We start from the raw sequence: 24,836 nt of genomic DNA on the forward strand, positions 1-24,836 counted from the left end.
GGGGGTGGGTCTTCGGTTCCACCGTAGGGGCCGGGGCGGGCGGCGTCGTTTGTCCAGGGTGGAGTGTTGCGGGTGAGGGGTGTGCCGGGATGGTGGGTGGGGTGGGATCCCGGCCCTCGGGGCCCGGCTCTCAGCCGGCCGCAGGGCTGGAGACCGGCGGCCAGGCTCGGAAGCTCTTGGCGCGCGGGGCGGCGTACGTCCGTATCTTCGATGTCCGTAGGCCGAGCCGGACCAGGGACTCCGCGACCGCGACCGCCGCCGTGACACCGTCGACCACGGGGACCCCGGTGCGCTCCACGACCCGTTCGGTGAGGCCGGACATGCCTCCGCAGCCCAGGCAGATGACCTCCGCGCGGTCCTCGGTGACGGCCTTCACCGCTTCTCCGACGATGGCTTCGACCGCCGCCGCGGGGTCGCGTTCGAGGTCCAGTACGGCCATCCCGGAGGCCCGTACCGACGCGCAGCGCGCGGACAGGCCGGCCAGGGCGAGGCGGTCCTCGATGAGGGGGACGGCGCGGTCGAGGGTGGTGACGACGGAGTAGCTGCGGCCGAGGTACTGGGCGGTGGAGGCGGCGGCCTCGGTGATGTCGACGACGGGGACGTCGAGGAGTTCCTGGAGGCCCTCGCGGCCGTGTTCGCCGTATCCGGCCTGGATCACCGCGTCGAAGGGGCCCCGGTGGGCGCGGACGGTCTCCATCACGGCGACGGCGGCGAGGTGGCTCTCGTAGTTGCCCTCGACGGACTCGGCGCCGAAGGCCGGGGTGAGCGGGACGATCTCGGTGCCGGGCGAGGCGACGGTCGCCGCCTGCTCGCCGATGCTCCTCGTCATCGATTCGGTGGTGTTGACGTTGACGACCAGCAGGCGCATGAGGGTCACTTTCCGTACGGGGGGGGGACAGGGGCGGGGCGGGCGGTCACGCGCTGGGTACGGCGATGGCCTCCCCGTCGACGTCCTCGGCCGCCGCTCCCGCCCGCTCCCGCCGGGCCAGGACGACGTACAGCAGTCCGGCGAGCAGGGTGCCGATGAACCAGGAGAAGCCGGAGACGGCCGAGAAGTACGGGACGAAGGCGACCGCCACGGCGACGGCCGCGGTGGGGACCAGGGCGGTCACGGCGCGCGGGTTGACGCCGCGGCGGTAGGCGTAACTGGCCTGCGGGTCCTCGGTGTAGAGGTGCGGGACGTTCACACGGGTGCGGCGGACCAGCCAGTAGTCGGCCATCACGATGCCGAAGACCGGGCCGAGCAGCGCACCCAGTCCGCCGAGGAAGTACTCGACGACGGCCGGGCTGTTGTAGAGGTTCCAGGGGAGGATGACCAGCCCGAGCACGGCGCTGACCACGCCCGCCCTGCGGAAGTCGAGCTTCTGCGGGAAGAGGTTGACCAGGGTGTAGACGGGGGCGACGAAGTTCGCCATCAGGTTGACCGCGACGGTCAGCACGATGAGCGAGAGCGAGGCCAGGACCAGCAGGAAGGTGCTGGGGATGGCCTGGACGATGTCGGCGGGGCCGCCGAGCACCTTGCCGTCGAGCTTGAACTGGGCGCCGCTGAGGACGACCGCGATGGCGGCGAAGAAGAGCATGTTGACGGGTATGCCGACGAGGTTGCCGATCAGGACGGAACGGTTGCTCTTGGCGGACCGGGTGAAGTCGCAGAAGTTGAGGACGAAGGTGCCGTAGACGACCACCCAGAGAGCCGCGGCCTCGCCGATGTGCAGCCAGCGGTCGGCGCCGGTGAAGGGGCTGCCCGCGTCCGTCGCGATCGACCAGTCCGCCTTGGCGAACATCCACACGGCGAGCGCCAGCAGGGTCACCAGCACGGCGGGGGCGGCCACTTCGATGTACTTCCGGATGACGTCCATGCCGTAACTGACGATCAGCACCTGCACCAGCCACAGCGCCAGGAACGCCACCCAGCCGAGGGCGGAGAGGCCGAGCAGCGAGTACTGCTCCCAGGACTTCAGTCCGGGCATCAGCGTCACCAGCAGTGCGGTCAGCACCGAGGAGGCGAGATAGGTCTGGATGCCGAACCAGGCGATCGCGACGCCGCCCCTGATGACGGCGGGGAGCTGGGCCCCCCGGACACCGAACGCGATCCGGCTCATCACCGGGAACGGCACCCCCGTCTTCGACCCCATGTAGCCGGACAGGCTGAGCAGGACGAAGAGGAAGACCGAGGCGAGCGCGAACGCCACCAGGATGTCCCAGACGCTCATCCCCAGCGCGAAGAGGCCGAGCGCGAAGGCGTAATTGCCCAGGCTGTGCACGTCGTTGGCCCACAGGGTGAAGACGCTGTAGCCGCCCCAGCTGCGTCCGGCCCGCTTGGTCGGCGCGAGGTCGGGGTGGTAGAGGCGGGGGCTGAGATCGGGATTCGCCGCGCCGGTGCCGCTGCTGTTCGCCGCACCCGTGCCGCTGCTGTGCGCTGCGTCCTGAGCTGTGGTCACGCGTGCCGCCCTTCCCAGTGATTTCGGTATACGAAACCTGGTTTTCGAAGCAAGTGACCGGGACGCTACGGGCGACTCAATACGGCAGTCAAGAGATCAGGACCGCAAAAATGCAGATGGGAGACGGCATCCAGGTTCGACCGGGGTCGGAATGTCGGGGATGCGGGCACCTAAATATGGGATACCAAATGGATTCCCGCTGGGTGGACGAGAGCTGGGCGTCCCACGGCAGGAGGGAGCGAACGGGGCCGGAGCCCTACTTCTGGGAGGCCCGCAGATGTGCGGCGGCGGCAGTGCGGCCGGTCTCCAGGTGCTTGAGCACCAGCGCCTCGACGCGCGGCACGTCCCGTGCCGCGATCGCGTCGTAGAGACCCTCGTGCTCCCTGGCGACGTCCATCAGGTCGTCGTGGCGCACCAGCAGCCAGCGCAGCCGGCTGCGCATGCCGCGTTCCAGCTCGGAGAGGAGTTCGTTGGCGGCGAGGGTGGTCACCGTCTCGTGGAAGTCGGCGGCGGCCCGGCGCGCCCTGACGGCGTCGCCCCGGCGGGCCGCTTCGAGTTCGGCGTCCAGCGCGGCCCGCAGCTCTTCGAGCCCCGCACGGGTATGCCGCTGGGCCGCGAGCCGGAAGGTCAGGGTGTCCAGCGCGGAGCGCACCTCGTCGAGGTCGGCGATGTCCGTGGGGGTGAACTCCCGCACCACGGCCCAGGTGCGCGGCCTGGGGGTGACCAGTCCTTCGGTGACCAGGGCCTTGAGCGCGTCGCGGATCGGCAGGCGGCTGACGCCGAGCTCGGCGGCCAGCTCGCGTTCGACGAGCCTGCTGCCCGGGGCGCGCACGCCGTCGACGATTTCGTCGCGCAGGTGGCGGGTGATCCGATCGGACTCGGGTTCGAAGCCCTCTGCTGCGTCTGCCATGGGGGCGATTCTCCCATCAGGCCGCAGGTGGCACGGGCGGGCCGGTCCTGCTGCCCCGCCCCTACTCCCCCGTCGCCGTCGAAGTCGCCTTCAGGGCCAGCCAGAGTTCCATCCGTACGTCCGGGTCGTCCAGGGAGCGTCCGAGGATCTCCTCGACCCGGCGCATCCGGTACCGCAGCGTGTGCCGGTGCACGCCGAGCTGGGCCGCCGCCGCGTCCCACTGGCCGTGCCGGGAGAGCCAGGCGCGGAGGGAGGCGACCAGGTCGCCGCGGCCCGTGGCGTCGTGGTCGTGGAGGGCGCGCAGCATGCCGTCGGCGAAGGCGCGGACGGCGTCGTCGGCGAGGAGGGGCAGGACGGAGCCGTTGGCCAGTTCCTCGTGCTCGACGAGGGTGCGGCCCCGGCGGCGGGCCACCGAGAGGGCCTGTTCCGCCTGTTTGAAGGCGGTGGCGGCGGCGATCGGGCCCGCCGGGGCGGACAGGCCCACCACCAGGTCGTCCTCCTCGGCCGATTCCATCGGGCGGGCCGCTCCCCCGCCGCGTACCGCCGCCTCCGTATGCTCCGCGCACGCGGCCGCCGCCGCGCCGCCGTCGGCCGCGAGGATCACCACCCGTACGCCGTCCGGTACGACGAGGATCGCCTCGTTCGCCCGGGCCGCCGCGGATTCGAGTGCGTCGACCAGGGCCTGGAGGCACTCCACGCCGTTCGTGCCCTCGCCCGCCGCCTCGGCGATGAGGAGCCGGAAGGGGGCGTCGAGCAGGCCTCCGTAGAGGTCCCCGGCGACCGCCCGCGCGTGGTCCGGCTCGCCTGCGAGGAGCATCCGCAGCACGGCAGCGCCGAGCCGCGCCTCGGCGGCCTGGAGGGCGCGGGTGCGTTCCGTGGTGAGGGTGAGGAGGGCGATGGCGGAGTGGACGGCGTAGCGCTCGGCCGTGCCCAGCGGGGCCGCCGTGCCGACCGCGAGGGCACCGCGTGCGCGGCGTCCGGCGCCCAGCGACTGGAGTTCGACGCGGTCCTCGGTGCCGCCGACCACCGCGCTGGCGGGGGCGGGGCGCAGCCGGAGGCGTTCCACGTCCTCGGCGAGGCGGGTGGCCCGGCGGCCGGCCCAGTCGGGTGCGGCGGCGACGACCGCGCCGGAGGCGTCGTAGACGGCGGCCCAGCCGTCCACGTGCGCGGCCAGCCGGGCGACGAGCTCGGCGGGACCGGCCAGCGCGGCCTTGGTCAGTTCGCGCTGGGCCTCGAAGCCCGCGGTCACCGCTCGGTACTGGTCGGCGGCGATGGCGGCCGAGACCGCCTTGGAGATCGCCAGGAAGGGGGTCCGGCGCGGCACTTCGAGGAGCGGCAGGTTCTCCTCCTTGGCCGCGGCCAGCAGGGCCTGCGGGATCTCCTCGTACGAGACGCCCACCGCGAAGCCCAGCCCCACCACGCCCGCCCCGGCCAGCCTGCGCACGTACCGGCGCATCGCGTCCCGGTCCTCGGCGTCCAGCTTCATCGCGGTGATGAGGAGGAGTTCGCCGCCCTCCATGTAGGGGACGGGGTCGGCGAGTTCGCTGACGTGCGCCCAGCGCACCGGCGTCTCCAGCCGGTCCTCCCCCGCGCGCACGACGAGCTTGAGCGCGGAGTGGTGGACGAGGGAGGCGAGCGTGGGCGGCATCAGGGGGTGCGACCTTCGGCAGTGGGCGGGACAGCGGCGGGCGGACAGCGGCGGGCAGTGCGGGAGCGGGCGGAAACTTCGCCGTCCCGTACGAACGGCTCCCCCAATTCTGCCAGGACGTACCCAAGGCGTGCCCCCGCTCAGTCCCGCAGGTCCACCAGCAGCGGCGGCGCGTGCTCCCCGCGCACCGTGGTCAGCGACAGCACCGCGTGCCCGGCGGGCACCCCGCGGGCCAGCTCGGAGGCGGACCAGCGTTCGCGTTCCACCTTCTTGATGGTGACCGCGCTGGTGACGACCGCCTTGCCGGTGACCATCTTGCGCAGCGCGTGCAGTGCCCGGGTCAGCGGCTGGTTGGCGAAGACGGTGTGCTGGGCGACCTCCTTGGTCTCCACCCACTCCGTCCCCCACGCCTCGGTGAAGCGCCGCCCGTCCCAGGTGGTGACCCCGGAGAACGCCATGTGGCAGCCGACCGCGCCGAGCAGCGGGATGTGCAGGGCCTCGGGTACGTCGTCGACGGTACGCAGGCTCAGCACGACGCCCGCGTTGGCCGAGCGGAGCCTGCTGATGCCCCGTACCGTCTCGGCGGTGAGCGTCGCCGTCGCGTCGTCGAGCACCAGACAGCTGAAGAGGGCACGGTCCGTGCGGAGCGTCACCGCCGCCAGGAACTGGGCCAGGATCAGCCGCGCCAGCAGCCGCGACGCCTCCGCGTGCCCGCGTTCGGGCAGTTCGACGCGGACCCGCATGGGGTGGTGCTGGAGGGCGCGCAGCGAGAACGGGCGGGCACTCTGACGGGTGTCGAAGAAGTCGGCGAAGGCGGGCCGGTCCAGCAGGGCCAGCCGGTCGGCGAGGGCCGGGCAGGGGTCGGCGGCGGTACCCATCTGCCGCATCCGGGCAGTGAGGTCGCGTTCCAGCGCGCCCTGCCCGGCCGCCGCGAGCCGGTCGGTGAGGGCCTGGAGCGCGGCCGGGTCGCCGCGCAGCAGTTCGTACAGCTCGGGTACGGCGGGGAAGCGGCCGTGCACCGCGTGGAAGGGGCCGACGAGCTGGGCGAGCGCGGTCGCGGCGCGGCCGGTGTCGACCGCGTCGAGGTCGCCGACCAGGCCCTCGGCGAGGACGGCGGCGGCGGTCTCCGCGTCGCTCACCCCGCCGTACAGGTCGAGGTCGTGGACCGAGGCACTGTCGCCGATCTTCACGACGACGTCGTACGCCTCGTCGTCGGCGAGCGGTGTCCCGGCCGCGCAGACCGCGAGCACGCTGCACTTCCCGGCGAGCGCCTGGAGGGCGAGGGATTCGACGACCGGGACGGTGAGCCGCCGGGTCTTGCCCGCGCCGGGCGGGCCGACGGCCAGCAGCGACGTACCGAGGACGGCGGGTTCGAGTGCGGTGCCCGCGCCGCCGCGCCGGTACGGGTTGGGGTCGCCGTCGACGTAGTGGCCGATCCGCACCTGGGAGGCGAGCAGGTCGTGGGTGGCGGTGCGGCGGGGCAGGTCGCGGGCGCCGGAGGGGTGGGTGAAGGCGGCGGCGCCGTCGCGCAGGACGGTGGCGGCGAAGACGCGGCGGCGTTCGGGGTCCTGCCCGACGGCCTTCCATGCGGTGTTGATGCGTACGAGGTCGACGTCGCCCATCTGTCCGCCGCGCACCTCCGCGGTGAGCCGGTTCGCGGCCTCTGCCTCGCCCGCGGCCCGCAGTTCGGGCCAGCGGGCGGGGTCGGCGGTGGGGTGGGCGGGGGTGACGGGGTCCGGACGCGGGCGCTTGTCGCGGAGCTCGCGCACCACGCTGCCCCAGCCGCCCATCCGGGCGAACGGCCAGAGCAGGCCGACGACGATCAGCCCGTAGGCGCCGTAGCTGACGAGCGTGGAGAGCAGGCGGTCGCCGCCGGCGATCCAGGACTTGGGGAGCAGGGTGAAGACGGAGTCGATGAGGGGCACGTTGCGGGTCCAGACCAGGACCTGCACCAGGAAGGCGAGCGAGGCGGCGGTCAGGGCGCGGTACGGCTGCTCGCGGCTGCGGACGAAGCGCCGGAAGACCTCGGCCCAGTTGCCGAGCCGGCCGAACCAGTACACCAGGAGCGCCCCGAAGAGCCCGGTGTAGACGACCACGCCGTCGGCGGCCTCCTGCGTCCTGGGGCCGCCGTACATCCCGGGGTTCCACCACTCGCCGGGCGTCACCAGCTTCATCGGGACCAGCCAGTACGGGATGTAGTTGTTCCACCAGAGCGACCAGATCAGCAGCCCGGACAGCAGGGACACCACGGCACCGATGAGCAGGGAGCGGTCGGTGACGCCCTCCTCGGCGGGCCGTTCCGGTCGCGGCACGTGCGCGTAGCGCCAGTACCCGGGCTCGGCTGCGGGCCGCGGCGTCTTCAGCCAGTCCTCCAGCCGGGACAGCGGGGCGGCGGCGGGCGGCGCGTGGGCGGGCAGGGGCGGCAGGTTGGGGGGCGGCGGTCCGGCGGGCCTGGGCACCGCTCCCGCACGGGTGGTGTGCGCGGCGTCGTGCCTGTCACCGGTGTTCATGTGCTGCCCCTCGTCCCCACGAACCGCTGGCTGTACGGACTTCCGTACAGCCCCACAATCTAGTGGCCGCACGCGCGCGTGCAGGGTTGCCGGAGCCGTGAGCCCGCTATGTCCGTACCGGACAAGCCGGCACCCGGACTTCTCCGAGACGGAACATGCCCACGCGAGGGCGCCGCCCCTAGCCTGCGAGGTAGCCAAAGCGTCCGTTTCGCCCCCTGGTGCGAGCCAGAGCCCCACCCCGAGGAGCCCCTCATGAGCGCAGTTCCGCAGGAGCGCCGCATCGTCACCGCCATTCCCGGCCCGAAGTCGCAGGAGCTCCAGGCCCGCCGTACGGCCACGGTGGCCGGCGGGGTGGGTTCCGTCCTTCCGGTGTTCACGACGCGCGCCGGTGGCGGCATCGTCGAGGACGTCGACGGCAACCGTCTGATCGACTTCGGTTCCGGCATCGCCGTGACCTCGGTCGGCGCGTCCGCCGAGGCCGTGGTGCGCCGGGCCTCCGCCCAGCTCCAGGACTTCACGCACACCTGTTTCATGGTCACGCCGTACGAGGGTTACGTCGAGGTCTGCGAGCAGCTCGCGGAGCTGACGCCGGGTGACCACGCCAAGAAGTCCGCGCTGTTCAACTCGGGCGCCGAGGCCGTCGAGAACGCCGTCAAGATCGCCCGTGCGTACACCAAGCGCCAGGCCGTCGTCGTCTTCGACCACGGCTACCACGGCCGCACCAACCTGACGATGGCGCTGACCGCCAAGAACATGCCGTACAAGCAGGGCTTCGGTCCGTTCGCCCCCGAGGTCTACCGCGTCCCGGTCGCGTACGGCTACCGCTGGCCGACCGGCCCGGACAACGCCGGTGCCGAGGCGTCCGCCCAGGCCATCGACATGATCAACAAGCAGGTCGGGGCGGAGAACGTCGCCGCGATCATCATCGAGCCGGTGCTCGGCGAGGGCGGCTTCATCGAGCCGGCCAAGGGCTTCCTGCCCGCCATCAGCCAGTTCGCCAAGGACAACGGGATCGTCTTCGTCGCGGACGAGATCCAGTCCGGCTTCTGCCGCACCGGCCAGTGGTTCGCCTGCGAGGACGAGAACGTCGTCCCGGACCTGATCACCACCGCCAAGGGCATCGCGGGCGGTCTGCCGCTCGCCGCCGTCACGGGCCGCGCCGAGATCATGGACGCCCCGCACTCCGGCGGCCTCGGCGGCACCTACGGCGGCAACCCGGTGGCCTGCGCCGCCGCGCTCGGCGCCATCGAGACGATGAAGGAGCTCGACCTCAACGGCAGGGCCAAGCGCATCGAGGAGGTCATGAAGGGCCGGCTGGCCGCCATCCAGGAGAAGTTCGACATCGTCGGCGACATCCGGGGGCGGGGCGCCATGATCGCCATCGAGCTGGTCGAGTCGGGCACGAAGAACCCGAACCCGACGGCCGCCGCCGCCCTCGCCAAGGCCTGCCACCAGGAGGGCCTGCTGGTCCTGACCTGTGGCACCTACGGCAACGTGCTGCGCTTCCTGCCGCCGCTGGTGATCGGCGAGGACCTCCTCAACGAGGGCCTGGACATCCTCGAAGCGGCGTTCGCGGGGGTCTGATCGCGGGCCCCGGGCGACTGGGGCAGACTGGCGCTGTGAAGAACCTGTGGGGGGCCAATGGCGGGATCGCAGTCCCGCTGTCGGCCCCCTCCTTCCTGCCGTACGGTTCCTGGCAGATGAGAGAAACACCCCGTCCGCAGGTGACTGCGGGCGGGACCAGGACGACGCTTTCCCGGCTTCGACCTGGTCGTGCCTTCGCGCACAGCACCGGGGCCTCGGGCTCCGGATCTCCTCCCCGATCGGACGGCGTGACGCCCCACACCCCCCGGGGCGTCCGACCCTCCGGTCCGACCGACTGCCCCGGAGCCACCCCCCCTGCTCCGGGGCAGTCGGCATTTCCGCTGCCGTTCGTCCTCACCGTGACCGCCGCCGCGCTGCTGTTCGCGCTGATCACCTGGCAGGTCGTGGTCCAGGGCCCGCTGTCGCACCTGGACGAGCGGCTGAGCCGTGCCGCCGTCGGCCGGGGGCCGCTCCCGCTGACCGAGTTCCTGGCCGACCTGGGCAACACACAGGTCGCGCTGCCGGTCCTGGCGGTGGCGTGCGGGTACGCGCTGTGGCGCGGGCGACGGCTGCCGGTGGCGGCGGCCGTCGCGGCGATGGTGCTGGTCCCGGCCGTCGTCGTACCGCTCAAGTCCCTGATCGGCAGGCCCGCGCCGCTCGATCCGACGGCGAGCGGCTACTTCCCCTCCGGGCATGCCGCGACGGCGGCCGTCGCGTACTGCGGGGCCGCTCTGCTGGCAGGGGCGTGGGTACGTGGCCGGTGGGCGGTGCCCGTCGCGCTGGCGCTCTGTGCGGGAACCGGCATCGGGCTCGTGCTGCGGGGCTATCACTGGCCGTTGGACGTCGCCGCCAGCTGGTGCCTGGGCGTGCTGCTGCTGGCACCGCTGTGGTGGCTCAGTCGTCGGCCGCCATCCGGCTCGCCGCCTCGTGCATCGCGAGTTCGAGGAGCGCCGGGTCCGTGAGGGTGCCCCGGCCGTCCGGGGTGACCAGCCAGCGGACGCCGCCGGTGGTGGCGCGGCCCGGGTAGGGCACGACGATCCAGGTGCCGTTGCCCGCGCTGCGCACCCCCGTACCCAGCCAGCGGGCGGCGGTGCCCGCGGGGACGAAGAAGCCCATCCGGGAGTCGCCGAAGTCGGCGAGGACCGGACCGGGGCGGTCCACCAGCCGGGCCAGCACGTCGAGGGTGGGGTAGCCGAGTTCGCCGGACAGGATCAGGACGTCCCAGCGGCGGCCGGCCGGGAGCAGGGCGACACCCAGGGGATTGCGCTCCCACTCCCAACGGCACGCGTCGGGGTCCGGTGCCACCGAGACCAGCCACTCCACCGCGGTCTTCGTTTCCGAGCCAACCATCGCGCTCGGCCTCCTTCGTTCCCGTTTTCGCCGTGCACCGAATCGGTGCGTACACGGGAGAGAGGGAGGCCGGGCGCGATCATGACGCGGGTTTCAGCACTTTTCGGTGGTGAGCCGCGTCACAGCATGATCGTGGTTGTGCGCCCCCGGCTTCACCAGGGGCGCACTGACGTCCGCAGGACGCAGGGAGCGGGGCTCAGCTGTCGAAGCCCAGGCCCAGCTTGTCCATCGTCTTGAGCCAGATGTTGCGCCTGCCGCCGTTGTCGTCGGCGCGGGCCATCGAGCGCTTGGTGATCTCGATGCCCGCCCAGGCGACCGGCTCGGGCGGGAACGGCAGCGGCTTGCTGCGCACCATCTCCAGCTCGGTCCGCTCGGTCTTCTCCCCGTCGAGGAGGTCGAGCATGACCTCCGCGCCGAAGCGGGTCGCGCCGACGCCGAGGCCGGTGTAGCCGGCCGCGTAGGCGACCTTGCCCGCGTGCGCGGTGCCGAAGAAGGCGGAGAAGCGGGTGCAGGTGTCGATCGCGCCGCCCCACGCGTGCGTGAAGCGCAGGCCCTCCAGCTGCGGGAAGCAGGTGAAGAAGTGCTCGGCCAGCTTGAGGTAGGTCTCCGGGCGGTGGTCCAGCTCGGCGCTCAGCTTGCCGCCGTAGTGGTAGACCGCGTCGTAGCCGCCCCACAGGATGCGGTTGTCCTCGGAGATGCGGAAGTAGTGGAACTGGTTGGCGCTGTCGCCCAGGCCCGCCCGGTTCTTCCAGCCGATGGAGGCGAGCTGCTCCTCGCTGAGCGGCTCGGTCATCAGGGCGTAGTCGTAGACCGGCACGGTGAAGTGCCGCAGCCGCTTCACCAGCGACGGAAAAACGTTTGTGCCCAGGGCCACGCGGCGGGCGAAGATCCGGCCGTACGAGGTGCGTACGGCGGTCCCGTGGGCGTCCGAGGCGAGCTCGGTGCCCTTGGTGTTCTCGTAGATCCGGACACCCAGCTCCAGGCACGCCCGCTTGAGGCCCCAGGCGAGCCGGGCCGGGTTGAGCATGGCCACGCCGCGCTTGTCCCACATGCCGCCCAGGAAGGTGGGCGAGTCGACCTCGGCGCGCATGGCCTCGGCATCGAGCATTTCGACGTGCTCGGTGAGGCCCAGCTTCGCGGCCTCCTCGTACATCTCCTGGAGCTCTTCGAGCTGGTGGGGCTCGGTGGCGACGTCGATCTCGCCGGTGCGCTCGAAGGCGCAGTCGATGCCGTACCTGGCGACGGCCTCCTCGATGGCGTCGAGGTTGCGCTCGCCGAGCTCCTCCAGCTTGCCGATCTCCTCGGGCCAGCGGGCGAGGCCGTTGCCCAGGCCGTGGGTGAGGGACGCGGCGCAGAAACCGCCGTTGCGCCCGGAGGCGGCCCAGCCCACCTCGCTCGCCTCGATGAGCACGACGTCGCGCTGCGGGTCGCGCTCCTTGGCGATCAGCGCGGTCCACAGACCGCTGTAACCGCCGCCGATCACCAGGAGGTCGCAGCGCTCGTCCCCGGTGAGGGACGGCTCGGGGGCGGGGCGGTCGGGGTCGTCCAGCCAGAACGACAGCGGCTTCGCGCCGGAAAGGGATCGTGCGGCACTACGCATGGCTACCGGGGCCATGGTTTCCAACTCCTTCGGTTCCCCGGGAGGGGAACTACTTGGGTGATGCGCTGTTCTTGCGGCGGCTCGCGATGAGCTGGCCGCCGAGGACCACCAGTACGGCGATGACGAACATAGCTGTACCAATGACGTTGATTTGTACGGGTGTGCCGCGCTGCGCGGAGCCCCACACGAACATGGGGAAGGTGACCGTCGAGCCCGCGTTGAAGTTCGTGATGATGAAGTCGTCGAACGACAGCGAGAAGGCCAGCAGCGCACCGGCCGCGATGCCGGGGGCGGCGATCGGCAGGGTCACCCGTACGAAAGTCTGGACAGGGCCGGCGTAGAGGTCGCGGGCCGCTTCCTCCAGCCTCGGGTCCATCGACATGACACGTGCCTTCACGGCGGTCACGACGAAGCTGAGGCAGAACATGATGTGGGCGATCAGTACGGTCCAGAAGCCGAGCGGGGCGCCCATGTTGAGGAAGAGCGTCAGCAGGGAAGCCGCCATGACGACCTCGGGCATCGCCATCGGCAGGAAGATCAGCGAGTTGATCGCGCCGCGCGCCCGGAAGCGGTAGCGGACCAGCGCGAAGGCGATCATCGTGCCGAGCAGGGTCGCGCCGAGCGTGGCCCAGGCGGCCAGCTGGAGCGACAGCGCGAGCGAACCGCACAGGTCGGCGACGCCGCACGGGTCCTTCCAGGCATCCAGCGAGAACTGCTGCCAGGCGTAGTTGAAGCGCCCGTTGGGCTTGTTGAACGAGAACACCATCACGACGATGTTCGGCAGGATCATGTACGCGAGGGTCAGCAGCCCCGCGATGACGACCAGATTCCGTCGGAACCACTTCCATACGGCCATCAGACGAGGTCCTCCGTCCCGGACTTGCGCATGTAGACGGTGACCATGATCAGCACGATCGCCATCAGGATGAAGGACAGCGCGGCGGCCGTCGGATAGTCGAGCACCCGCAGGAACTGCGACTGGATGACCGAGCCGACCATCTTGGTGTCGGTCGAGCCCAGCAGTTCGGCGTTGACGTAGTCACCGGCCGCCGGGATGAAGGTCAGCAGCGTGCCGGAGACGACACCCGGCATGGAGAGCGGGAACGTCACCTTCCGGAAGGTCGTGGCCGGGGTCGCGTACAGGTCCCCGGCCGCCTCGTGCAGCCTGCCGTCGATCCGCTCCAGGGAGGTGTAGAGGGGCAGGATCATGAAGGGCAGGAAGTTGTACGTGAGACCGCAGACCACCGCGAGCGGGGTGGCGAGCAGCCGGCTGCCCTCGGTCCAGCCGAGGAAGTTGGTGATGTCCAGGATGTGCAGGGTGTTGAGGACGTCGACCACCGGGCCGCCGTCGGCCAGGATCGTCTTCCAGGCCAGCGTACGGATCAGGAAGCTGGTGAAGAACGGTGCGATGACCAGCACCAGGACCAGGTTCCGCCAGCGCCCCGCCTTGAAGGCGATGAGGTACGCGAGCGGATAGCCGAGCAGCAGGCACAGGATCGTCGCGGTGCCGGCGTACAGCAGCGAGCGGATGAACTGCGGCCAGTACTCGGACAGCGCGGCCCAGTAGGTCTGGAAGTGCCAGGTGACCTTGAAGCCGGCCTCCAGCGAACCCTGCTGGACGGAGGTCGAGGCCTGGTAGACCAGCGGCAGCGCGAAGAAGACCAGCAGCCACACGATGCCGGGCAGCAGCAGCCAGTACGGGACGAGGCGCTTGCGCGCCGACGTCTTGTGCACGGGGGGCTCCGCCTTGGCGGGCGGGGCTTCGGTGAGCGTCACGAGGCGTCCTCCACCGATTGCACGCCCGCGTCGATGGCCTGGTCGGCGTCGAGGCCGAAGGTGTGCTCCGGGTTCCAGTGCAGGACGACCTCGGAACCGGGGGTGAGCCGGACGTCCCGCTCGATGTTCTGGACGTACACCTCGAAGTCCGCACAGGACGGGCTGTTGACGATGAACTGGGTGGAGACGCCGATGAAGCTGGAGGCGAGGATGCGTCCGGTGAGCCGGTTGCGGCTCCCGGGGATCGAGGCGGCGTCGTCCGCGTGGACGATCGACACCTTCTCCGGACGTACGCCCACCAGGAGCTTGTCGCCGGCCGCGGTCTGCGCCTGACATCGGCTCGTGGGCAGCTTCAGCTTGGCGTCTCCGCAGGTCACCGTGGTGATGTCGGAGGTGGTCGCGGCGACCTGGGCCTCGATGAGGTTCGAGGTGCCGAGGAAGTTGGCGACGAAGGTGGTGCGCGGGTTCTCGTACAGGTCGGCGGGGGCGCCGAGCTGCTCGACCCGGCCGCCGTTCATCACCGCGACCTGGTCGGCCATGGTCATGGCCTCCTCCTGGTCGTGGGTGACGTGCACGAAGGTGATGCCGACCTCGGTCTGGATGCGCTTGAGCTCCAGCTGCATCTGACGGCGCAGCTTGAGGTCGAGCGCACCCAGCGGCTCGTCGAGGAGCAGCACCTGCGGGTGGTTGATCAGGGCGCGGGCGACGGCGACGCGCTGCTGCTGGCCGCCGGAGAGCTGGTGCGGCTTGCGCTTGGCGAACTGGCCGAGCTGGACCAGCTCCAGCATCTCGTCGACCTGCTTCTTCACGGACTTGATGCCGCGCCGGCGCAGCCCGAAGGCGACGTTCTCGGTGATGTCGAGGTGCGGGAAGAGCGCGTAGCTCTGGAAGACGGTGTTGACCGGGCGCTTGTACGGCGGGAGGTGGGTGACGTCGGTGGAGCCGAGCGAGACGGTGCCGGTGGAGGGTTCCTCCAGTCCGGCGATCATCCGCAGGGTCGTCGTCTTGCCGCAGCCGGACGCGCCGAGCAGGGCGAAGAAGGAGCCCTGCGGGACGGTCAGGTCGAGCGGGTGCACGGCCGTGAAGGAGCCGTACGTCTTGCTGATCCCGGCGAGGCGGACGTCGCCGCCTTCGGTCTTCTGCGTAGTCATGGGTTGCGGTCCCAGGGGGGAGTCGGGGTACGGCAGGAATGCGTGGGGGGGGGTTGCTGCTGCGGTCACGCACGTACCTGTACGCGTACGCGCGCGTGCCTACGGGTGTGCCTCAGAGGTGCCTCAGCTCTACCTCAGCTGAACCTCAGGCACCGATGAGCTTGGCGAACTTCTCCTCGTACGCCTTCTCCTCGGCCTCGTTCAGCGGCCGGAAGGGGTGGGCCTGGGCGGCCATCGCCTTGTCCGGGAGGATCAGCGGGGACGAGGCGAGCGCCTTGTCCAGCTTGGCGAGTTCCTCGCGCACGCCGTCGACCGGGCAGACGTAGTTGATGTACGCGGCGAGCTGGGCGGCCGGGCCCGGCTCGTAGTAGTAGTCGATCAGCTTCTCGGCGTTGGTCTTGTGCCGTGCCTTGGCGGGGACGAGGAGGTTGTCCGAGGAGAAGACGTAACCGGCCCTGGGAATCGCGAACTTCACGGACGGGTTGTCCGCCTGGAGCTGTACGACGTCCCCGGCCCAGGCGACACAGGCCGCGAGATCGCCCTTCTCCAGGTCGGCGGTGTAGTCGTTGCCGGTGAAGCGCCGGATCTGCTTGGAGTCGACGCCCTTCTGGAGCCGGGCGATCGCCGCCGCGTAGTCGTCGTCGGTGAACTTCGCCGGGTCCTTGCCCATGTCGAGCAGCGTCATCCCGATGGTGTCGCGCATCTCGGAGAGGAAGCCGACCTTGCCCTTGAGCCTGGGGTCGTCCAGCAGCTGCGAGATCGAGTCGACCTTGCGGCCGCCGGTGGCCTTCTCGTTGTACGCGATGACCGTGGAGATGCCGGTCCAGGGGTACGAGTAGGCGTGGCCGGGGTCCCAGACGGGGCTGCGGAACTGAGCGCTGAGGTTGGCGAACGCGTGCGGCAGGTGGGCGGCGTCCAGCTTCTGCACCCAGCCGAGCCGGATCAGCCGGGCGGCCAGCCAGTCGGTGACGCAGATGAGGTCGCGGCCGATGGGCTGGCCGTTGTGCAGCTGCTGCTGGATCTTGCCGAAGAACTCGTTGTTGTCGTTGATGTCCGCCGTGTACTTGACGGAGATCCCGGTGCGCTTGGTGAAGGCCTCCAGGCTCGGATAGCCCTTGTCGTTCTCCCCGACGTCCATGTACTCGGTCCAGTTGGAGAAGACGACCTGCTTCTCCTTGGCCGAGAAGTCGTCCGAGACCGCTGCCTGCTTGTCCTTGCCGGCGGCCGGGATGCCGCAGGCGCTCAGCGCGCCGATGCCGCCGAGGGCGAGGGCGCCGCCGCCCGCGGCGCGCAGCAGCGAACGCCGGGTGAGAGCACCCCGGCCGCTCGTGATGCTGCGCCGCAGGGCGTTCTCCACCGCGTTGCCGCTGTGCTCGGCGGAGAGTCTCCCGTGCTGGAACTGCTCCATGCGCAATTGCCCTTCCGGGTGGGTTGCCGCGGGTGACGCGGACTCTTTATCGGTCCCCGAAGATCGTGCGGTGCCAGTCCTTGCGGGCCACCGCGGTGTTGTCGAACATGACGTGCTTGACCTGCGTGTACTCCTCGAAGGAGTACGCCGACATGTCCTTGCCGAAGCCGCTGGCCTTGTACCCGCCGTGCGGCATCTCGCTGAGGATCGGGATGTGGTCGTTGACCCACACACAGCCCGCCTTGATCTCACGGGTGGCGCGGTTCGCCCGGAAGACGTTGCCCGTCCAGGCGGAGGCGGCCAGTCCGTACGGGGTGTCGTTGGCGAGCGCGATGCCCTCGTCGTCGCTGTCGAAGGGGAGCACCACGAGCACCGGGCCGAAGATCTCGTCCTGGACGATCTCGCTGTCCTGGGGAGCGTCGGCGATCAGGGTCGGACGGTAGTACGCACCGTCCTTGAGGTCGCCCTGCGGGGCCTCGCCGCCGGTGACCACGCGCGCGTAGGCGCGGGCGCGGTCGACGAGGGCGGCGACGCGGTCGCGCTGGGCGAAGCTGATGAGCGGGCCGAGGTCGGTCGACTCCGCGAAGGGGTCACCGAGCCGGACGGACTCCATGAGCTCGGCGACGCCGCTGACGAAGGCGTCGTAGAGGGGGCGCTGGACGTACGCGCGCGTGGCGGCGGTGCAGTCCTGGCCGGTGTTGATGAGCGATCCGGCGACCGCGCCGTGGATCGCCGCCTCCAGGTCGGCATCGTCGAAGACGAGGAACGGGGCCTTGCCGCCCAGCTCCAGGTGGAGCCGCTTGACGGTCGAGGTGGCGATCTCGGCGACCCGCTTGCCGACCGGGGTGGACCCGGTGAAGGAGGTCATGGCGACGTCGGGATGCCCGACGAGGTGCTCGCCCGCGTCCTTGCCCGCGCCCGTGACGATGTTGATGACGCCGTCCGGGATACCGGCCTCGGTGGCCGCCTGGGCGAACATGATCGAGGTGAACGGGGTCAGCTCGGCGGGCTTCAGCACGATGGTGTTGCCCGCGGCCACGGCCGGCAGGACCTTCCAGGCGGCCATCTGGAGCGGGTAGTTCCAGGGCGCGATCGACCCGACGACACCGATCGCCTCACGGCGGACGTACGAGGTGTGGTCCCCGTCGTACTCCCCGGCGGACCTGCCCTCCAGGTGGCGGGCGGCACCCGCGAAGAACGCCACGTTGTCGACGGTCCCCGGTACGTCGAACTCCCGCGACAGCTTGATCGGCTTGCCGCACTGGAGGGACTCGGCGTACGCGAAGTCCTCCGCCTGCTCGGCCAGGACGGCCGCGAAGCGGTGCATGGCGTCGGACCGCTCGCCGGGCGTGGCACCCGACCAGCCGGGGAACGCCGCCTTCGCCGCGGCCACGGCCGCGTCGACGTCGTCTCTTCCGGCCAGCTCGTAGGTGTAGATCCCCTCGCCCGTGGCGGGGTTGACGACCGTGTGACTGCGACCCGAGGTGCCGGGCCGCAACTGCCCGCCGATGTACTGTGCGCCGCCTTCGAAACGGTCCTGCACCTGGAAGCGGTTGCCCATGACGCTCTCCTCCGCCGCTCACCCCGTCATACGGGGGTCGGCGTAGCTCCAGCTTGATTTGATTGCCGATCCTGACAGAGCAGGAAGCCACCAACAAGTGATTCCGTTGTTGCCTTTTGGTTACGCGACGGATTCGGTCGACCGTGTGTCGAGTCGACGCGGAAATACCCGTACGGACTGTCAGTGGCGGATGTCAGACTCGCATGCATGGGGAAGATCGAGGAGCTTGCGGCGCAGGTCAATGGGGTCGACGGCGGGACACGAGTGAAGTTCCTGCACTTCTGGGGTCACCGTCCGCGACCGGACGGCACGCTCGGCCCGAGCGTTTTCAGCCAGTGGTGGGAGTCGCCGTTCAGGGTGGACGGCGTGCGGTACGCGACGGCGGAGCACTGGATGATGGCGCGCAAGGCGGCCCTGTTCGAGGACCGGGATGCCCACGCCGCGGCCCTCTCCGCGGCCACGCCCGCCGAGGCGAAGAACGCGGGGCGGCTGGTGCGGGGCTTCGACGAGTCGGTGTGGGAGCGGGAGCGGTACGGGATCGTGGTGGCGGGCAGCATCCACAAGTTCGGCCAGAACGAGGAGCTGGGCGCGTACCTGCTGGGAACCGGCTCCCGCGTACTCGTGGAGGCGAGTCCGCTGGACCGGGTGTGGGGGATCGGCCTGACCGCGGACGACCCCCGAGCGGAGGACCCGAGCCGCTGGCGGGGCCTGAACCTGCTGGGCTTCGCCCTGATGGACGCCAGAACCCACCTGACGACCACACCCTGAAACCTGCCCCGCCCACGCCGCCCGACGGTGCCACACCTGCGACGGGCCGGGAGGCGCCCCTCCTCTCTTCTTCCAGCTGCGCTCGAAGCGTTCAGCGGTGTCGCGCCTGCGGCGGGCGATGCCCCTCCCCACCCCTTCCCTAGACCGCTGGCCGCGGGGCCGGGGGTTCGGATGTGCGGGTGGGGGTGGGTTGCTCGCGCAGTTCCCCGCGCCCCCAACTACGAGTACTCAAGGGGCGCGGGGAACTGCGCGACCAGCCAAGAACCCGCCCGCACAAGACCACCGGCCGTGGCCTGGCCCGCCACCTCTGCCCCAGGCCCCGGGCCGGCAGCCCACCCACCCCCGCCCGGGCCGCACGGGCCGGGGCCTGGGGCGGAGCCCCAGTTCGGGAAGGGGCGGGGAGGGGAGAAGCCCCGCGCAGCGGACCCCCACCCCACATACCCGCCCACCCCCGAGGCAGCGCCCCCACGCGGCGGCAGCCGCACATGTCACAGCCGGGAAGGGGCGGGGAGGGGAAGGCCCGCGCAGCGGACCCCCGCCTACCCCGACCCCGGCCAAGCCCCGAAAGCCCCCGGTCCTACCGCATCGCCGCCCACACGATGAACCCGATCCACGCGGCCTGCATGGCCAGGCCGATCGCCCCTGTGATGATCCCCGCCAGCGCCATGCCCGCGTTCGTCGCCTCCCCCCGCGCCGCCTTGTTGCGGCCGAGGATCCCGAAGATCAGCCCGAGCGGCCCCAGCACCACACCGAGATACATGCAGAACAGGCAGATGGAGAGAATGCCGAGCACCATCGCCGCGATACCGAACCCGTTCTGCGGCGCGGCCTGTCCCGTCCATCCGGTGGGGCCGGCGTACCCCGGGTACCCGGGGTATCCCCCACCCGGCGCGCCCGGCGCGGCGGGGTACGAGCTGCCCGGGTAGGCCGGCGGGTACCCGTACTCGCCCGGTGTCCCGGCCGCCGGGTATCCGTACTCCGGCGGCGCCCCCGGCACCGCGTCCATCGGCCCCGGCGCACCCGGCGCACTCGGTGCCGCCGGCATCGACGTCACCGTCGGCTGGTCGTGCACCGGACTGCCCGACAACGGCGTCGGCGACGGCGACGGCGACGCCTTGTCGAGCGGGACCCGGTTCCCCGAGTTCTCCGGCGGCGCCCAAGGATCCGGCGCCCCCGAGGACTGCGGCGTGTTGTCTGACATGGGCCCTCCCCGTTGCGATTCCCCGTCATGCTACGGCGTACCCCACATGGCCCATCGCCCCGCCTACGATGATCCCGAACACCCCCGCACAGTCCCGGTACGCACCACGTACCGCCGCATCAGGAGGATCCGATGTCAGACCTGCGCCCCTTCGTCGAGGGCCTGCCCAAGGCTGAGCTGCACGTGCATCACGTCGGATCCGCGTCGCCGCGCATCGTCGCCGAGCTGGCCGCCCGGCACCCGGACTCCAAGGTGCCCAGCGACCCCGACAAGCTCGTGGAGTTCTTCACCTTCACCGACTTCGCGCACTTCATCGACGTCTACCTGTCCGTCGTGGATGTCATCCGCACCCCCGAGGACGTCCGGCTGCTCACCTTCGAGGTGGCCCGCGACATGGCCCGGCAGAACATCCGCTACGCGGAGCTGACCGTCACCCCGTACAGCTCGACCCGCCGCGGCATCGAACCGAAGGCGTTCATGGACGCCATCGAGGACGCCCGCAAGGCCGCCGAGTCCGAGCTCGGTGTGGTGCTGCGCTGGTGCTTCGACATTCCTGGCGAGGCGGGCCTGGAGTCGGCGGAGGAGACCGTGCGGCTGGCGCTGGAGCACCGGCCGGAAGGGCTGGTGTCGTTCGGGCTCGGCGGTCCCGAGATCGGCGTGCCGCGCCCGCAGTTCAAGCCGTACTTCGACCGCGCCATCGAAGCCGGTCTGCACTCCGTCCCGCACGCGGGCGAGACGACAGGACCCGAGACCATCTGGTCCGCACTGACCGACCTGCGCGCCGAGCGCATCGGCCACGGCACCAGCGCCACCCAGGACCCGAAGCTGCTCGCCCACCTCGCCGAGCACCGCATCCCCCTGGAGGTCTGCCCGACCTCCAACATCGCCACCCGCGCGGTCGCCGACCTGGACGAGCACCCCCTCAAGGAGATGGTCGCGGCGGGCTGCCTCGTCACCATCAACAGCGACGACCCGCCCATGTTCGGCACCGACCTCAACAACGAGTACGTGGTCGCCGCCCGGCTCCTCGAACTGGACGAGCGCGGTCTGGCCCAGCTCGCCAAGAACGCCGTCGAGGCCTCCTTCCTCGACCCGGCGGGCAAGGCCGCCCTGGCCGCCGAGATCGACACCTACACGGAGAAGTGGCTGGCCGCACACTGAGCGGCCCCTCGCCCGCTCCCCAACAATGGCTCCATGAGCATCGACAGCATCGACAGCACTGACCGCACCGCCCTTCGCCACGCCGCCGTCCTTGCCGTGGGCCACCGCGGGGACCCGTACCGCTTCCGGGAGAACACGCTCGACTCGATCCGCTCGGCGCTGGAGCACGGCGCCGGTGCGGTCGAGGTCGACGTACGGCTGACCCGGGACGGTGTCCCGGTGCTGCTCCACGACGAGACGCTGGAGCGGCTCTGGGGCCACGACCGCTGGCTGGTCGACCTCACGAAGTCCGAGGTGGACGCCCTGACCGGCGGCGCCGTGCCAACCCTGCGCGAGGCGATCCTCGCCGTCGGCGCGGACCGGCTGCTGGTCGACCTGCCCGCCGGTGCGCACGACGAGATGGTGCGGAAGGTGGTGGGGGTGGTCCACGAGGCCGGGGCGGGCGAGCGGACGTACTACTGCGGGGGTCCGACCACGATGCTGCGGGTACGGGCTGCCGATCCGCGCGCCGAGATCGCGCTGAGCTGGGAGTCCGTCGCACCGCCGCGCCGGATCCTGCTGGAGGCGATCGGCCCGCGCACGCTCAACTACCGCTTCGGGGTGGTCGACCGCGCCCTGGTCGACCGCGTCCACCGCGACGGCCTGCTGATCGCGGCGTGGACGGCCGATACGCGGTGGGTGATGCGGGGGCTGCTGGCGGCGGGAGTGGACGCCATCACCACCAACCGCCTCGACACGCTGGCGGCCGAGGTGGCCAGGCGCCAAGGAGCCAGGAACTGAGAGCCAGGAACCGAGAGGCAGGGCCTGAGGAGCCAACCCCCTCCCTGCGGCCCGGACTTGATCCGTCCGGCATGATGGCCCGGCGTGCCGCCGCGTGGCGGCACGCCCCTGCCGTCCGCCTCCGGAGGAGAACACCCGTATGTCAGACGTGTCAGACGCGATACGCACCGACGTCGCCCACAACGCCCGCGTCTGGAACTACTGGCTCGGCGGCAAGGACCACTACCCCGTCGACACCGCCGTCGGCGACCACGTCACCTCCCTCTTCCCGAGCATCGGCCAAGTGGCCCGCGCCGACCGCCTGTTCCTCGGCCGGGCCGTCACGTACCTGGCCGAAGAGGCCGGGATCCGGCAGTTCCTGGACATCGGCACCGGGCTGCCCACCGCCGAGAACACCCACCAGGTCGCCCAGCGCGTCGCCCCCGACGCCCGCGTCGTGTACGTCGACAACGACCCCGTGGTCCTGGCCCACGCCCGCGCCCTCCTCACCGGCACCCCCGAGGGGCGCACCGCCTACGTCGCAGCGGACGCCCGCGACCCTGAGAAGATCCTCGAATCGGCGGCCGGAACCCTGGACCTCGGCCGTCCGGTGGCCGTGATGATGCTCGGCATCCTCAACTTCGTACCGGACACCGACGAGGCCCGCACCGTCGTCCGGACCCTCCTCGACGCCCTGCCCGCCGGCAGCCACCTCGCCCTCACCCACCCCACCCTCGAACTCGGCGGCGAGGGCAACGAGGCCGCGATGGCGTTCTGGAACGAGAACGCCACGCCCCCGATCACCGCCCGCAGCCGCGCCGAGTTCGCCTCCTTCCTTGAGGGCCTCGACATCCTGGAGCCGGGCATCGTGTCCTGCGCCCGCTGGCGGTCCGACGACCCGGCGGGCGTCGCCGAGGTGGCGCAGTTCGGCGCGGTGGCCGTCAAGCGTTGAGGGCCTCCGTCCGTCCGCGCGCTCTCGCCGGCAGCCGTCTCACGGCCGATCTCGGGGTCGCCGTCCTGGTCCAACTGGCCGTCAGCATGCCCTGGCTGATCCCCCGTCAGCCGGGGCAGGTCCCGGCCACCCTCGCCGCGTACCTCCTGACGACGCTGACCGTGCTGCCGCTGGTGTGGCGGCGGCGGGCTCCGCTGACCGTGCTGGTGGCGGTGATGTGTGCGCAGGGGCTGTACGGGGCCGCCGTCGACGGCCCCGGGCAGACGCTGCCGTACACCAGCATGGTCGCGCTGTACTCCGTCGCCGCCCTCGCGCCCTCCCCGCACCGGCAGCTGGCGGGAGCGCTGACGCTCGCGATCGCCGCCGGTTCCGTGGTGTGGCGCGGGCGGGACGACTGGCTGCGGGAGCTGATGTTCACGCTGATCGTCTTTCTCGCCTCGTACGCCTTCGGCAGGCTCACCCACACCCGGCAGGCGTACACCCTCGCCGTGGAGGAACGCGCCCGGGCCGTGGAGGAACGCGCCCTCGCCGTCGAGGAGCGCGCCGCCCAGCTGGAGCGGGCGAACCGGATCGAGGCCGAGCAGGCGGCGGCCCGCGAACGGGCCCGGATCGCCCGGGAGATGCACGACATCCTCTCCCACGCGGTGAGCATCATGGTCGTCCAGGCGGAGGCCGGACCCGTCGCGGTACGGGCCGCACCCGAGCGGGCCGAGGCAGCCTTCGACGCGATCTCGGAGACGGGCCGGGAGGCGATGGTGCAGCTGCGGCAGATGCTCGGCCTGCTGCGGGACGCCCCGACGGACCCCGATGTGGCGCGGGGTCCGCAGCCCGGGATCGTCGAGCTGCCGGGGCTGGTGGAGCGGGTGGGGCGAAGTGGCCTCACTGTGGCGTACGAGACCACCGGCAGGCCGCGTCCGCTCGCTCCCGCGCTCGAAGCGACGGCGTACCGCATCGTGCAGGAAGCCCTCACCAATGTCGTCAAGCACGCCCAGGCGCGGCACGCCCGCGTTCAACTCCACTACCAGGAACAGGACTTGACCCTCACGATCACCGATGACGGGCGCGGGCACAACCCCGCTCCCACCGGCACCCACGGACACGGACACGGCCACGGCCTCATCGGCATCCGCGAACGCGCGGCGGCCCACGGCGGCGCAGCGACCACAGGCCCCGGCCCCGGCGGCGCGGGCTTCACCGTCAGCGTCTCGCTGCCCCTCCCCCTCCCCCTCCCCCTCCCCCTCCCCCTCTCCCGTACGGAGGCGGCGACTTGAGCATCCGCGTACTGGTGGCCGACGACCAGGAGCTGGTCCGCAGCGGCTTCGCGATGATCCTCGACGCGCAGCCGGACATCGAGGTGGTCGCGGAGGCGGGGGACGGCGCGGCGGCCGTCGACGCGGTGCGGCGGCTGGAGCCGGAGGTCGCGCTGCTCGACATCCGGATGCCGCTGATGGACGGCATCGAGGCCTGCCGCACCATCACCTCCTCCGGCCCCACCCGCACCGTCATGCTGACCACCTTCGACTCCGACGCGTACGTCTACGACGCGCTGCGCGCGGGGGCCAGCGGCTTCCTCCTCAAGGACGTACGCAGGGACGATCTGGTGCACGCGGTACGGGTGGTGGCGGCCGGGGAGTCCCTGGTCGCGCCCTCGGTGGCGCGCCGGCTGATCGCGGAGTTCACCTCCCGGCCCGCAGTGATGCCCGTGGCTCCCTCCGGCAGGCTCGACGTACTGACCGCCCGGGAGCGCGAGACCCTGCTCCAGCTGGCGCGCGGCCTGTCGAACGCGGAGATCGCGGCGGCCTGGACGGTCAGCGAGCACACCGTGAAGACCCATGTCGGCAACGTGCTGGCCAAACTGGGGCTGCGGGACCGCATCCAGGCGGTGATCTGCGCATACGAGACGGGTCTGGTCGCTCCGTCGGGCGAGGGATAGGGCACGCGCCTCCCCCGCCGGAGGGAGGAAACCGGCCCGTCAGGACCGCTCTCACCGGCGATCCGTACGGGCCTCGGACTCACCAGGATGGTGTTCATACCAGGAGTTGCCCGCTCCCCGGGG

At 71.3% G+C, this 24,836-nt stretch carries 21 protein-coding genes; 8 read left to right on the forward strand and 13 right to left on the reverse strand.

Annotated features, from left to right (window positions below; translation table 11 throughout):
• Positions 1-130: 130 nt before the first annotated feature.
• The 5 genes from ACZ5PB_RS37565 to ACZ5PB_RS37585 all read right to left on the reverse strand — a co-directional run bounded on the left by ACZ5PB_RS37565 (position 131) and on the right by ACZ5PB_RS37585 (position 7,509).
• Entirely contained in the window at positions 131-868 is a 738-nt protein-coding gene (locus ACZ5PB_RS37565) for an aspartate/glutamate racemase family protein (protein ID WP_468697617.1), read from the reverse strand.
• A gap of 46 nt (positions 869-914) precedes the next feature.
• Positions 915-2,441 (reverse strand): NCS1 family nucleobase:cation symporter-1, encoded by a 1,527-nt coding sequence (locus tag ACZ5PB_RS37570; RefSeq protein ID WP_468697571.1) that lies wholly within the window; start codon positions 2,439-2,441, stop codon positions 915-917.
• A 256-nt stretch (positions 2,442-2,697) separates the two neighbouring features.
• Complete coding sequence (locus ACZ5PB_RS37575) at positions 2,698-3,351, reverse strand: GntR family transcriptional regulator (protein ID WP_468697573.1); 654 nt, start codon at positions 3,349-3,351, stop codon at positions 2,698-2,700.
• A gap of 61 nt (positions 3,352-3,412) precedes the next feature.
• A complete protein-coding gene (locus ACZ5PB_RS37580) occupies positions 3,413-4,999 on the reverse strand; it encodes a PucR family transcriptional regulator (protein ID WP_468697574.1) in 1,587 nt (528 codons plus the stop codon).
• 140 nt (positions 5,000-5,139) lie between these two features.
• Positions 5,140-7,509 (reverse strand): type IV secretory system conjugative DNA transfer family protein, encoded by a 2,370-nt coding sequence (locus tag ACZ5PB_RS37585; RefSeq protein ID WP_468697576.1) that lies wholly within the window; start codon positions 7,507-7,509, stop codon positions 5,140-5,142.
• Between the two features lie 252 nt (positions 7,510-7,761).
• Between ACZ5PB_RS37585 and gabT the strand changes: the two genes are divergently transcribed.
• A complete protein-coding gene (gene gabT / locus ACZ5PB_RS37590) occupies positions 7,762-9,093 on the forward strand; it encodes a 4-aminobutyrate--2-oxoglutarate transaminase (RefSeq protein WP_468697577.1) in 1,332 nt (443 codons plus the stop codon).
• A 359-nt stretch (positions 9,094-9,452) separates the two neighbouring features.
• Positions 9,453-10,055: a phosphatase PAP2 family protein gene (locus ACZ5PB_RS37595; RefSeq protein WP_468697578.1), complete on the forward strand. Its 603-nt coding sequence runs from the start codon at positions 9,453-9,455 to the stop codon at positions 10,053-10,055.
• Here the strand turns inward: ACZ5PB_RS37595 and ACZ5PB_RS37600 are convergent.
• From ACZ5PB_RS37600 to ACZ5PB_RS37630, 7 genes are all read right to left on the reverse strand, one after another.
• Entirely contained in the window at positions 9,988-10,443 is a 456-nt protein-coding gene (locus ACZ5PB_RS37600; protein WP_468697580.1) for a hypothetical protein, read from the reverse strand. The genes ACZ5PB_RS37595 and ACZ5PB_RS37600 overlap by 68 nt on opposite strands.
• 196 nt (positions 10,444-10,639) lie before the next feature.
• Entirely contained in the window at positions 10,640-12,058 is a 1,419-nt protein-coding gene (locus ACZ5PB_RS37605) for an NAD(P)/FAD-dependent oxidoreductase (RefSeq protein WP_468697582.1), read from the reverse strand.
• Positions 12,059-12,092: 34 nt separating this feature from the next.
• Entirely contained in the window at positions 12,093-12,899 is an 807-nt protein-coding gene (locus ACZ5PB_RS37610; RefSeq protein WP_468697583.1) for an ABC transporter permease, read from the reverse strand.
• A complete protein-coding gene (locus ACZ5PB_RS37615; RefSeq protein ID WP_468697585.1) occupies positions 12,899-13,819 on the reverse strand; it encodes an ABC transporter permease in 921 nt (306 codons plus the stop codon). The genes ACZ5PB_RS37610 and ACZ5PB_RS37615 overlap by 1 nt, the downstream gene beginning before the upstream one ends.
• Positions 13,816-14,970, reverse strand: coding sequence for an ABC transporter ATP-binding protein (locus ACZ5PB_RS37620; protein WP_468697587.1), 1,155 nt, complete (start codon positions 14,968-14,970; stop codon positions 13,816-13,818). The genes ACZ5PB_RS37615 and ACZ5PB_RS37620 overlap by 4 nt, the downstream gene beginning before the upstream one ends.
• Before the next feature lie 145 nt (positions 14,971-15,115).
• A complete protein-coding gene (locus ACZ5PB_RS37625; protein WP_468697589.1) occupies positions 15,116-16,378 on the reverse strand; it encodes an ABC transporter substrate-binding protein in 1,263 nt (420 codons plus the stop codon).
• A 46-nt stretch (positions 16,379-16,424) separates the two neighbouring features.
• The gene (locus ACZ5PB_RS37630; protein WP_468697590.1) at positions 16,425-17,939 is read right to left on the reverse strand and encodes a gamma-aminobutyraldehyde dehydrogenase; all 1,515 of its coding nucleotides are present in this window, start codon (positions 17,937-17,939) and stop codon (positions 16,425-16,427) included.
• 207 nt (positions 17,940-18,146) lie between these two features.
• Here ACZ5PB_RS37630 and ACZ5PB_RS37635 point away from each other — a divergent pair, with 207 nt between their 5' ends.
• Positions 18,147-18,707 (forward strand): NADAR family protein, encoded by a 561-nt coding sequence (locus ACZ5PB_RS37635; RefSeq protein ID WP_468697592.1) that lies wholly within the window; start codon positions 18,147-18,149, stop codon positions 18,705-18,707.
• Between the two features lie 577 nt (positions 18,708-19,284).
• Here the strand turns inward: ACZ5PB_RS37635 and ACZ5PB_RS37640 are convergent.
• Positions 19,285-19,908, reverse strand: a complete 624-nt coding sequence (locus ACZ5PB_RS37640) for a DUF4190 domain-containing protein (protein ID WP_468697594.1) — start codon at positions 19,906-19,908, stop codon at positions 19,285-19,287.
• Positions 19,909-20,040: 132 nt separating this feature from the next.
• On the opposite strand from ACZ5PB_RS37640, the gene ACZ5PB_RS37645 reads away from it, so the two are divergent.
• From ACZ5PB_RS37645 to ACZ5PB_RS37665, 5 genes are all read left to right on the forward strand, one after another.
• The gene (locus ACZ5PB_RS37645; protein WP_468697595.1) at positions 20,041-21,069 is read left to right on the forward strand and encodes an adenosine deaminase; all 1,029 of its coding nucleotides are present in this window, start codon (positions 20,041-20,043) and stop codon (positions 21,067-21,069) included.
• Positions 21,070-21,102: 33 nt separating this feature from the next.
• Positions 21,103-21,849 (forward strand): glycerophosphodiester phosphodiesterase, encoded by a 747-nt coding sequence (locus ACZ5PB_RS37650; RefSeq protein ID WP_468697597.1) that lies wholly within the window; start codon positions 21,103-21,105, stop codon positions 21,847-21,849.
• A gap of 139 nt (positions 21,850-21,988) precedes the next feature.
• Positions 21,989-22,780 carry an SAM-dependent methyltransferase gene (locus ACZ5PB_RS37655; RefSeq protein ID WP_468697598.1) on the forward strand — a complete coding sequence of 264 codons (792 nt, stop codon included), beginning with the start codon at positions 21,989-21,991 and terminating at the stop codon, positions 22,778-22,780.
• An 86-nt stretch (positions 22,781-22,866) separates the two neighbouring features.
• Positions 22,867-24,051: a sensor histidine kinase gene (locus ACZ5PB_RS37660; protein ID WP_468697618.1), complete on the forward strand. Its 1,185-nt coding sequence runs from the start codon at positions 22,867-22,869 to the stop codon at positions 24,049-24,051.
• Positions 24,048-24,713 carry a response regulator gene (locus ACZ5PB_RS37665; protein WP_468697600.1) on the forward strand — a complete coding sequence of 222 codons (666 nt, stop codon included), beginning with the start codon at positions 24,048-24,050 and terminating at the stop codon, positions 24,711-24,713. Before ACZ5PB_RS37660 ends, ACZ5PB_RS37665 begins: the two co-directional genes overlap by 4 nt.
• Positions 24,714-24,836: the final 123 nt, after the last annotated feature.

It is taken from the genome of Streptomyces sp. NPDC032721, assembly GCF_055579625.1.

Coding starts and splice junctions, on each gene's coding strand:
- ACZ5PB_RS37630 (WP_468697590.1), bottom strand. CDS start 17,939: ATGGGCAACCGCTTCCAGGTGCAGGACCGTTTCGAAGGCGGCGCACAG.
- ACZ5PB_RS37600 (WP_468697580.1), bottom strand. CDS start 10,443: ATGGTTGGCTCGGAAACGAAGACCGCGGTGGAGTGGCTGGTCTCGGTG.
- ACZ5PB_RS37625 (WP_468697589.1), bottom strand. CDS start 16,378: ATGGAGCAGTTCCAGCACGGGAGACTCTCCGCCGAGCACAGCGGCAAC.
- ACZ5PB_RS37585 (WP_468697576.1), bottom strand. CDS start 7,509: ATGAACACCGGTGACAGGCACGACGCCGCGCACACCACCCGTGCGGGA.
- ACZ5PB_RS37565 (WP_468697617.1), bottom strand. CDS start 868: ATGCGCCTGCTGGTCGTCAACGTCAACACCACCGAATCGATGACGAGG.
- ACZ5PB_RS37605 (WP_468697582.1), bottom strand. CDS start 12,058: ATGGCCCCGGTAGCCATGCGTAGTGCCGCACGATCCCTTTCCGGCGCG.
- ACZ5PB_RS37655 (WP_468697598.1), top strand. CDS start 21,989: ATGTCAGACGTGTCAGACGCGATACGCACCGACGTCGCCCACAACGCC.
- ACZ5PB_RS37610 (WP_468697583.1), bottom strand. CDS start 12,899: ATGGCCGTATGGAAGTGGTTCCGACGGAATCTGGTCGTCATCGCGGGG.
- ACZ5PB_RS37575 (WP_468697573.1), bottom strand. CDS start 3,351: ATGGCAGACGCAGCAGAGGGCTTCGAACCCGAGTCCGATCGGATCACC.
- ACZ5PB_RS37645 (WP_468697595.1), top strand. CDS start 20,041: ATGTCAGACCTGCGCCCCTTCGTCGAGGGCCTGCCCAAGGCTGAGCTG.
- ACZ5PB_RS37650 (WP_468697597.1), top strand. CDS start 21,103: ATGAGCATCGACAGCATCGACAGCACTGACCGCACCGCCCTTCGCCAC.
- ACZ5PB_RS37635 (WP_468697592.1), top strand. CDS start 18,147: ATGGGGAAGATCGAGGAGCTTGCGGCGCAGGTCAATGGGGTCGACGGC.
- ACZ5PB_RS37660 (WP_468697618.1), top strand. CDS start 22,867: ATGCCCTGGCTGATCCCCCGTCAGCCGGGGCAGGTCCCGGCCACCCTC.
- ACZ5PB_RS37580 (WP_468697574.1), bottom strand. CDS start 4,999: ATGCCGCCCACGCTCGCCTCCCTCGTCCACCACTCCGCGCTCAAGCTC.
- gabT (WP_468697577.1), top strand. CDS start 7,762: ATGAGCGCAGTTCCGCAGGAGCGCCGCATCGTCACCGCCATTCCCGGC.
- ACZ5PB_RS37620 (WP_468697587.1), bottom strand. CDS start 14,970: ATGACTACGCAGAAGACCGAAGGCGGCGACGTCCGCCTCGCCGGGATC.
- ACZ5PB_RS37640 (WP_468697594.1), bottom strand. CDS start 19,908: ATGTCAGACAACACGCCGCAGTCCTCGGGGGCGCCGGATCCTTGGGCG.